Genomic DNA, 10,236 nt, shown 5'->3' on the forward strand with positions numbered 1-10,236 from the left:
CATAGCGACGAAGACCTCGTCCTTGCTGCTGTAGATGCTGCTCTAACAGATGTAGCTATACAAGGACATCTTCAACCTGGCAAGGAATATCTTTCTTTTCTTAAGGTTATCACGAAGGTTTCAGGTTTTGACCATTGTGTTATGACAACGTCTGGTGCTTTAGCCTGCGAGAATGCTTTGAAGCTTGCTTTCGCGAAGAAAACGTCGGCATCGCGGGTTCTTGCTTTCGAGAAATGTTTCATGGGAAGGACGTTGGCGACGACACAGATCTCCGACATCGGCAGCTGCAAAGACATTCTTCCTAACACCCTCGACGTCGACTATATACCTTTTTATAACCACAACGATCCTGAGAAGAGCACCAACGACGCTATTAATGCCATAGAAGGGCATATCGCCGCTAACCCCGGCGCTTATGCTGCTTTATGTGTAGAACTCGTCCAGGGCAATGGTGGCATATACCCTGGGACGCATGACTTTTTCTCTGCTGTAATGGCTATAGCGAAGAAACACGACATCGCGGTCGTTATCGACGAGGTACAGACGTTCGGAAGGACTCCTCAGATTTTCGCCTTCCAGCATTTTGGCCTGGAAGAATATGCTGATATTGTCACCTTCGGGAAGTTTTCACAGGTGTGTGGCACTCTCTTCAACGAGTATTATCGTCCACCACCGCGCCTTATAAGCCAGACGTTCGCTTCTAGTGCTACGGCGTTAGCTGTTGGGAAGGTCATCATCGAAAAGTTGGTGTCTGGAGATTTCCTTGGCGAAGACGGTAAGATATCGCTATACCATAAGCATTTCGTTAAAAACCTCGAAGTCCTTTCTGAGCGGTATCCCGGAACAATTTCAGGGCCTTATGGTTTAGGTGGCATGGTGGCATTCACCTATCGCGCTGGCGATAAAGAAGCGACGACATCGTTCGTCGAGAAGCTCTATGATGCTGGTGTCATTGCCTTCACTGCCGGCGGCACACCGAAAAGGGTGAGATTTCTGTTGCCAGTAGGTGTTATTACCGTCGAAGACATCGACGCTGTCGTGGAAATCATAGAGAAAACATTGATCATTGATAATTGATAATTGCTCCATTAGGTGTTTCTTCGTGCCATATCTCTGCTTGGAAGGTGAGGATTTTTGCTTCCGGCGACAGTACTGCTTCAGAGGCGACGCCGGCTTTGTTGGCAAGACATTCGAGGAAGTCTTCTACGGAGAAGTTGTTTTCCGTAGCGACCTGTGGCAGTAGCAGTCCCTGTCTTCCGTGGTATTCTATGACGAGGCCATCGGTTCCTATGCGTATATTTTTGCTGCGCTCTTCTGGAAGGCATTCTAGTGGCTCGGGAACTGTAAGTATCGATATCTCTATGGTGATGACATCGAGTTCTTCTTTCTGCAAAGAAGGGAACCTAGGGTCTTGGAAGGCGGCGGCTTCGGCAGCGCGCTGTATCGTCGTTGCCAAGGAAAAAACAGGGAGGGTATATCCTATACATCCACGGAGGTTTTCATCAGGAAAGGTTCTAAGGGTTACGAATGCTCCTTGCTTTTCCGTGAAGCTTTCTTCGTATTGTGTGGCGTCGTAATTATCGCCGAAATTCTTAGCTATCGCCATGCGCGCCAACGCTATAAGGTCTTTATAGTCCATATTACTAACTTCCTATGTTATTGCTGTAACCCACAATTTAGTGTAAAAGTTCTTTTTTCGCTTGCTATTTTCGTAAAAAAATCTTTAACCTCAATTATTAAGAAATATAAGAGCTAATTATCATGACAGTAGGTGGCCTTCCTGACAATGTTTTCGGACCGCAGATGAGCGGAAATACTGACGCAGAGCAAAACCCTATATCCAATGAAAATGTCAATGCCATAGCTTCACAGGTTCGTTCTTCTATAAACAACGCTGTCGACAGATTTTTCATCAACAACCTTTCGCCTCCTGTCGTAGAGCTCCACCCTCATGCTTGGAATGCTTATGTCAACGATGTCACCGCACGAAATATGTCAGGCATCCTTTCCGACGCCAACGAACTCATACAGCAGGTCATCCAGGATTCCGGCGTCTCGAAAAGGTCTAGTGTCCATGACAAGGAAAACTCCGAGCTTACGAGCTTGTGTCTGGAATATCCTATAGAGCTCATCGCCAAGATAGGCAACCCCAACCTTCTTCACGAGTGTGAGAAGATACGCCTCGGCGACGCATTGACAGGCGTCCATGCTTCCATCTTCGCGCGCTGGAAAAGTCATCTTTCGGCAGGTGTCGCCAAGAAGGCTTTGAAGAAAGTCTTTGCCACCTTCGAAGAGCTAGAAGAATATTGGGAAGGGGTTCTGAGCAACATCGGCGAGAGTTTTTCCGAGGTCTTTTCTAAGCAGCAAGAGTATTTTCGTGGACTTTCCAAAGACATCGACGCTGCCTGGAGTGACATATGTCATCAGCATTCTATAGACCTCAGTGACGAAGGCGTCTTTTCTTCCAATAAAGAGCGTTTCTTAACGAACCTTCTGGAGACGTGGTGGGTGAAGTCCGGCGGCGACCTTACGAAGATACCTCCTGCCGACCTCGTCCTTCTTCTTGAGAACCGCGGTCTTATCAAGAAAGCCTCTCTAGGCCAGATCAACAGTCTCACCGACGACCAGCTTGAAGGGTTGGTGTCGACGTTTGTCAACCTCGAAGACATCTCTTTCGATGGCAGCGAAGAAAAAGAGTATGCCCACTTGTCGTCCAGGGGCCTGGAGTCTTTCACGAAGCTGCAGCGCCTTACAACCCTTAAGCTTAACCGCCTTGGCATCTCCGCCCAGAAGCAGCTCATCGACACCTTGCCGAAGTTCCCCAAGCTTACGAGTCTGCGTCTGGAGCATTTCACCATGACTTCCAAGGCGACAAAAATCATCGGCGACCTCGCTTTAACTTCTCTTGCCCTCATCGGCGGCGTTATCGACAGGGCGGCTTTCAAGAAAAATTTCATCGACAATGACGAGATCACCACGCTGACATCTCTGGAGCTGCGCGAGAATATCGGCAAAGATGTCGAAATGATATCTCCCGAAGACGCCTTAGCTCTTATAAAGAAAAACCCCGAGATCACGACGCTACGTCTATCTTCTTCGGAGCTTTCTGACAAATACCTACGGCACCTTGCTTCTTTTTCCAAGAAGCTCCGCTTTCTTGACCTCGGCAGCTGTGGCGCCATAGGCTCCGGCGCAGTAACCCTTCTGCAGGAGAACCCGCAGCTAGAGGTCCTTGTTCTGCATCACGATGCCAGCATGCTGGACCATATCGATGCTATGGCAGCGGCGACGTCGAACCTTGTGGCTTTCGAGATACGGCATCTCGGCGAAGCCCCTATCGCTTTCGCCAAAAACAATAGCCGTCTGAAGGCTGCCACGTGCTACGACTACAAGCTCAACGACGCGGCGCTGATACGTTTTGCTCACAATGCTACTGGCCTGACGTCTGTGACGATATCGATAACCAACGACATAACATCTAGAGGTCTCGAGACCCTCGGCAAGCTATGTCCGCACCTTCGCATCGCCGGGTTCTTCGCCTTACGCTATTTCGACTGGAAAAACCTTCTGTCTTTCACTAAGAAGGCTTCCCACCTTGAAGGTCTATGTCTGGGGACTTTCCGCGACCACGTCGACACTGCCATCCTAGGAAAGATCATCGACACGACGCCATCGCTACGCTGGATAAATATATGCCCCCACGACGCTTCTGCAGAGAAATTCATCGCAGAGAAAAACGCCTCCAGAACCACACCTATAACGATAACCGACCACCCACAAAAGTGGTGGATACAGCACACTATATTACATTGATCAATTATCAATGCTCAATTATCAATTATCAATAAAAGTAAGCATTAATGATGTTAATATTGAACGATAAAACCAACATTCCATTGTTCATTGTTCATTGTTCATTGTAAAAGTGCTTCTGGGCTTTCGAGAGCGACGAGTTTGTTGTCTTCGATGACGAAGGCTTCGTCGGGGCGTATCGTGTTGCACAGATGCATAAAGCTATCGCTTTTTATCACGATGAATCCTACTTCCGACAGCGATGCCAAGATGGAGACGAATTCCTCGTCGGGGTCAACGTCACGGATATAAATGACAAGCTCCCTCTCATGGCTTCTTGCATAACGCTTTATACTTTGGAATATCGTCGACGTCAGGCCTTTAGTAGCTTCGACACCGATAGTGACGAAGCTTTTCATCGACAAGATATTTTTAAGGGCGAAGATATGTTCTTCTTCGAAGATCTTATTATCAATATCGTCATCGAGAAGGCGTTCTGCGATATCTTTAAGGGTGACGCGAGCGCATCCAAAACGTTCTATTGCTATGCTAGCAGCGACATTAGAGAGCTTTACTGCGTCTTCCATAGAAAAACCGTTTGCTATAGCACATGTCAACATAGAAAGAACGGTATCTCCGGCGCCAGTGACGTCGATAACATCGCGTGCTGTAACGGAAAACTGCTGATGTTTTCCTTTCGCATCGAATAGCGATATACCATCTTTAGAGCGCGTTATGAGGAGGTATTCGGCATCAGTATCGCGTAATATCTTAGCGGCGACGTCTTCTAGAGAAGCGTCGTGGCTCATCCCAGCGGCCTCATAAGCTTCTTTGAAGTTAGGCTTTATCAGTGTAGCGCCGCGATAACGCGAATAGTCGAGGCCTTTGGGGTCTACAACGACAGGAACATCGGCATTACGCGCTACGGCGATGATGTCTTGTAGTAGTCTAGTCGTAAGCAGACCTTTGCCGTAGTCGGAGATGGCGACGACGTCGACATCACCGATAGCAGCCTTTACAACATCGAGGACTTCTTTTTCTTTGTCTTCGGAAATTGGGGTGACCTTTTCGAAGTCGACACGTACTATCTGCTGGCTTCCAGCAATTACACGATTTTTTAGAGGTGTCAATAGACCGTCTTGCGTAACGATGTTTTTCACGTCAGCACCTTCGCTGTCGAGGAGATTTTTGAGAACATCGGCAGTGGCATCATTACCAACGCGTCCCACACAAGAAACGCTGCCGCCAAAATCCATGATGTTTAGAGCAACGTTTCCTGCACCACCAGGGCGCTGTTCTTCGCGTTCTACGTTAAGAACCGTAACAGGGGCTTCTGGCGAAACTCTCCTTACGTCACCTATCGTGTAGGTGTCGAGCATAAGATCTCCGACAAGGAGAGCTTTGAAAGGTTTGAAGTTGTTGAACATCCCTGTTAACGTTACCATAATTTATCCACCAATAAATAGTTTTTGATATAATCTTCGACAGCGTCTTTCAGCGGCGTCATTGTATTGTCGTCGACACCTTGAAGTTTCTCGATGTCAGCGCGAGTGTAGTTCTGATACTTCCCTATAAGGTCTTTGGGCATGTCGATGTATTCTATCTTCACATCGAAATCGACAGCAGAAACGATAGAATGCGCCAAGGAATTCCACGTATGTGCAATACCACTGCCGACATTAAAGATTCCACATTCTGTGTTGTTGAGGAAGCTACACGTTATCCTAGCAACATCTTTGACATATACGAAGTCTCTTTTCTGCCCGCCATCGCTATATTTCTCCGGCTCCGAAGATTTAAAAAGGCATATCTTCCCGTCTTTAAGTCCCTTCTTAACAAAACTAGGGATAACAGAAGCCATGCGTCCCTTGTGTCCTTCGTTAGGACCGAAAACATTGAAATATTTCAGACCCACGACCTTATCAAGAACGCCCTGTTTCTGCGCCCACAGATCGAAAAGATGCTTGGAATATCCGTACATATTGAGAGGCTCAAGGCCAAGAAGACCTTCATGATCGTCAGAAAACCCCTTCTCACCATCGCCATAGGTCGCCGCCGAAGATGCATATATAAAGCGTATGTCGTTCTCGATAGCGTATTCCGCTAAATCAACGGTATAATGATAGTTGTTCTCAAGGAGATAGTCAGCGTCGGTCTCCGTAGTGTCAGAACATGCGCCCATATGGATGAAAGCACCGATCTCGTCTTCCCGGCCCTCAAGCCAGTCGAACAGATCATACTTCGAGACAATGTCATCGAAACTCTTGCCAACAAGGTTCTTCCACTTCTCAGACTCCTCAAGCTCATCGACAACAACAATATTACTAATTCCTCTGTCATTAAGATGCCGTATAATCCCAGACCCAATAAACCCAGCACCACCAGTCACAACAATAATTTTGTCTTCCATAACACTACCCCTCTCGTTTCATTAGCACCATACTATACCAAAACATCATAAAAACAGCAACTGGCAATGGCGGAGCTACGCGCCCTGTCTATAGCGTATAGTTATAGCGTGGAGCGTATAGTTCGGAATAGGATTTTTGGGGTTCTATCCGCTAAACGCTATTCCTATCCGCTATAAAAAACGATGGCGATGAGATAAAAAATATTCCAGTCGATTTCTACTCGTGATTGTGACCCTAATGTTTGTCAACGTCTGATAACATACACGATTTGGTTGTGGTTTTAGCTTTGGTTTTCAATAAATTCTTTTAGCCATCCCAAAGCATATTTCGTAGCGTCTATGCCTTCCAATGCATTAACCTCTTGCGTGGTGATGCCTTCTTTGACATATTGCGTGCCTTTTTTAAGAGGTTCTTCAAGAAGAATATCCAATTTTTCTTGGTTGCGTTCTTCTTGGCAATGCATCCACGCTGCCGCCGCCAACAATATCGTGGCATCGTTAAAAAACAACGCCTCTTCGATTTCGTTTTGCGAAGGTTCTCTGCCAAAATAACCTTCTAAGAGGTTTCTTATATCCTCTTTTTCCGCCCCCAAAAAACACGACATCCAGCCAATATCGGAAAAGCGATGGTCCATCCTAGCCTCCGACCAATCGATGAGGTATACTTTGCCGTCTTTGGTTATGATGATATTGTTGTGGTTAAGATCGCCATGCAAAGGCACACATTTTGTGTTTTCATATATAGCAACGGCTTCTTGATCGAGATTCTCCAACAAGCCCTCGAAACAGCTAGGATATACTGTCCCTTGCGCCGAATGTTTTTTGTAAATGTTCTGTATCAATTCGATTGTCGTTCTCTCCCGTAACAATCGCCTATCACCAGAGTAATCATGAAACCTTTTCACTGTATGCAGGACTTCTCTGACGACGACCTCGTTATTTAAGTCATCTCTTGAAAATAACCTGCCATCAATAAATTCCATTACAATAACAAGCGACATCGAATCAACATAAAATAGCTCGGGAGCTATGCCAAGCCCTGCAGCAATAGAGTGTCCGGCAACCTCGGCTTTTCTTTTTTCGACGTCTTTCATCTCATCGAGAATCCTCAGCACATATCTTTTGCCTTTGACGTCGAATTGAAATAATTTTGATTTCGACAACCCTCCAAGCAGTGGCTTTAACTTGATATTATCAATATCATCTTTAGCAGAAGCTGTCGCTAATGCTTCTTGAATAGGCTGTTTGAAAACTTCCGAAACATTGCCTATAACTTCAACTAACGTATATGTGCCGTCAGAAACATCAACAATTTGCTCGTTCGCTTTGGCGACTAACGTCGTAGGCCTGAGAATACCATTAGTGTATGCTTCTGTGTAGCATGTATTGGCGAAAAAAGTTGTCGCTATTATAAATAATAAAAAAAATCTCTTCATGATAATTTCACCTATCCTATTAATACTAAGTTTTATCGGAATAACATCGTAGCATAATGCCATGTCTTTATTCAATCAAATAATGAACAAGCAGCGTCTGATAATATGTGTGATTTGGTTGTGGTTTTTGTTCTTTTTCATAAAAGCGTGGACATAATCACGTTTTTATGAAAAACGCAAGGTATTGTGGCTGCTATTATCGAAATTGGCCAAAAGCGCTAATAACGCGGTTTCTTATTAGCGTTGCCGCTAATAAGGGGTATAAGGCCGGACATTCGGACATTTGAAATATCCGAATGTCCGGCCTGACCCCAGTGTGACCCCAGAAGTTCTTCATACACCCTCATTACCATCGTTTCGATGGTGATGACGGCAAAGACAAAGCAAAAAAGCAAAGGCGTTTCGCCTTTGCTTTTTGCTTTGTCGCGGGGATGCAAGGGGATCTTTCCCCTTGTCGCGGGATTGTCAAGGGTGCGCGGAGCGCCCTTAACCGCGGAGCCCTTAACGTTGATGAGGTTTAATTCGAGGTGCAATAACGCCTTTGTCCCAAAGTAATAACCGAACGCCTTCTTTGGTCAATCTATATTGGTTGGCGGGATCCTTTTCTACAAACTGTTCATTATATTCGTATGTATTTGGATCTAAAATTTGCAAGTCGGATAACCTTTCGTCAATATCACACAGCCAGCCTGTAATCGCATCCCATGAGATCTTACGGGATGTATCGACAGAACTGACGTCACCTTCAGCAGGGACATACTGTGGCGAAATAGCATCACAAATATTATCGACAAGCAAAGAAGGCTCATATTTTCCCACTACTGTCTCATAAATCGTCCTAATCTTATTTGTTAATCTAATAGAAATTCCTGGGTATGCCATTGCGCAACGCCATTCCGCAAGCATGCCACCGAAGGCGCCTAAGGGTTTCAATTGTTCTCCTTTCTGCAATCTATTCTGCCAACGATTTACTATAATACTGCTAAGATCTGCACCTTTATAATCTCGAGCGACTTCAGCTTCATATGGTCTAAGAGAATGCCACAGCCCTAATTGAACAGCATTAGTAGCGTGTATATTGTTAGAGCCGCCATATTTTCTCTTAGCATCCTCATCAGTTTCCGATTCCCGAATCATTTTTCCCAATTTTTCTTTAATACACTCCCCACGCAATACTGCTAATTCATGGTGGACAGCCCATGTCGCATCTTTTGTCTTTGGCAATAGCATAGAAGAGGTTTCTCTTACCCACCCTCCTATGCATTGTTTTCCTATCTCCGCAATTTCTTTAGCCTTGGAGTCAAAATTCTTATCATCACGAATAATAGAATGAATAAGAGACTTCATGACCCTTCTGAACATTTGCATATTTTGGACAGCCTGATCCTCGACATGGCCATCAACAAATCCATTCTTTAATCGAGATAATCCTGCTTGTTGATCTTCCGTAAGGGAGAGATCTCGATCTTTAATTTTTTGTTCTAGCTCTCCGAAAAGAATTTCAGGGCTAATTTCTTCTAATTCTTCATGGTAGTCTGCGGGGAAGATCTGTTCAACACTGTCAGAATGTATCGAAGACATATTAACAGAAAAGCTACTATCATTTTTTATCTTTTCACGAATCGCCTCTACGGAAAAAGACGAAAGTTTATGATTTTCTGAGACAATATGTCTACCTGGAGCTCTTTTTCTTATATGTGCTGGCAATAGTGAAGTTACTTTTTCTTGCGTCATCAAGAAATTAATCAATGCGGAACCATAAACGAGTAATTGCAAGGCTTTTATCGGGAGAGACTCTGGGGTGATCAAAACGGTATAAATCCTTGCTAGACTGCTGATAGGGTTCAAATATTTATCTACAATAGCCGGCATATATCCTTTTCTTTTTATCGCGAAAAGGAATAGCCCAGCAAGCCCAGTCACTCCTATTGCTGTAAACCCTAAAGCAGTAAGAGCGACATAGCTCACACAAGAAGCGATCACCATAATCTTGTTGCTATTATCGCAAATAACCTTACAGACAGGATCGATACGAACTGTTAGCTTAGAAAGAAGTGTCAATAAAGGGTTCTGTTGATCTTCTGGCTTTTCAATATATTTTTTAGCTAAAGGGGTTGCGACTGAATAAATTAACCCTGCCGCCAAAGGAACTTTTTCAATAGAATGAGTTCTTATCCCCGGCTTTGCTATCTTAATATCGCTAGATAACATCAAAAGGCTGGTGTGGCAGTGAAGTGAAGCTAAAAATTGTTGATGACCATCTAGCTCATATGATGTTACTTCATTCATAACACCATAATTGGCTACCGATTGGATAATTCTATTGATCGCTGAAGTGCTGGTGCTCATAATGCCCTCTTATTAAATTAGTTACGATCTATTTTACATGATATCTGATTAAAAATCCAGGGATAGTTCAAAGTTGAGTAACAGATGATAAAACTTGCGAAGGTGAAGCTCCCCAAAAAATTCGGATTTAGGAATAGAAATAGAATTTTCACCACAGAGAACACAGAGAACACAGAGAGAAATAGGGCGGGCTAGGGGTTTCACCCCTAGAACCCCGAGGATTTTCTTTTGGGGGTCTGGGGGTCTGGG

At 44.8% G+C, this 10,236-nt stretch carries 7 protein-coding genes; 2 read left to right on the forward strand and 5 right to left on the reverse strand.

All coding sequences use genetic code 11. From position 1 onward, the window contains the following. Positions 1–1,077, forward strand: a 1,077-nt coding sequence (locus HN980_04440; protein MBT6928724.1) for an aminotransferase class III-fold pyridoxal phosphate-dependent enzyme, incomplete at its 5' end; no start/stop codon positions are given. Here the strand turns inward: HN980_04440 and amrA are convergent. Beyond that, on the reverse strand, positions 1,064–1,639 hold the full coding sequence (gene amrA, locus HN980_04445; GenBank protein ID MBT6928725.1) for an AmmeMemoRadiSam system protein A: 576 nt from the start codon (positions 1,637–1,639) through the stop codon (positions 1,064–1,066). The two genes, HN980_04440 and amrA, sit on opposite strands and share 14 nt — an antisense overlap. A 122-nt stretch (positions 1,640–1,761) precedes the next feature. On the opposite strand from amrA, the gene HN980_04450 reads away from it, so the two are divergent. Beyond that, positions 1,762–3,813, forward strand: a complete 2,052-nt coding sequence (locus tag HN980_04450; protein MBT6928726.1) for a hypothetical protein — start codon at positions 1,762–1,764, stop codon at positions 3,811–3,813. A gap of 101 nt (positions 3,814–3,914) precedes the next feature. Here HN980_04450 and rfaE1 read toward each other — a convergent pair whose 3' ends face one another. The 4 genes from rfaE1 to HN980_04470 form a co-directional block, all read right to left on the reverse strand. Beyond that, complete coding sequence (gene rfaE1, locus HN980_04455) at positions 3,915–5,237, reverse strand: D-glycero-beta-D-manno-heptose-7-phosphate kinase (GenBank protein ID MBT6928727.1); 1,323 nt, start codon at positions 5,235–5,237, stop codon at positions 3,915–3,917. After that, positions 5,231–6,202: an ADP-glyceromanno-heptose 6-epimerase gene (rfaD, locus tag HN980_04460; GenBank protein MBT6928728.1), complete on the reverse strand. Its 972-nt coding sequence runs from the start codon at positions 6,200–6,202 to the stop codon at positions 5,231–5,233. The genes rfaE1 and rfaD overlap by 7 nt, the downstream gene beginning before the upstream one ends. A 281-nt stretch (positions 6,203–6,483) precedes the next feature. Continuing rightward, entirely contained in the window at positions 6,484–7,638 is a 1,155-nt protein-coding gene (locus HN980_04465) for a phosphotransferase (protein ID MBT6928729.1), read from the reverse strand. A gap of 501 nt (positions 7,639–8,139) precedes the next feature. Then, a complete protein-coding gene (locus HN980_04470) occupies positions 8,140–9,987 on the reverse strand; it encodes a hypothetical protein (protein ID MBT6928730.1) in 1,848 nt (615 codons plus the stop codon). Positions 9,988–10,236 lie beyond the last annotated feature (249 nt).

The sequence above is a fragment of the Waddliaceae bacterium genome (assembly GCA_018694295.1).
GTDB lineage: Bacteria > Chlamydiota > Chlamydiia > Chlamydiales > JABHNK01 > JABHNK01.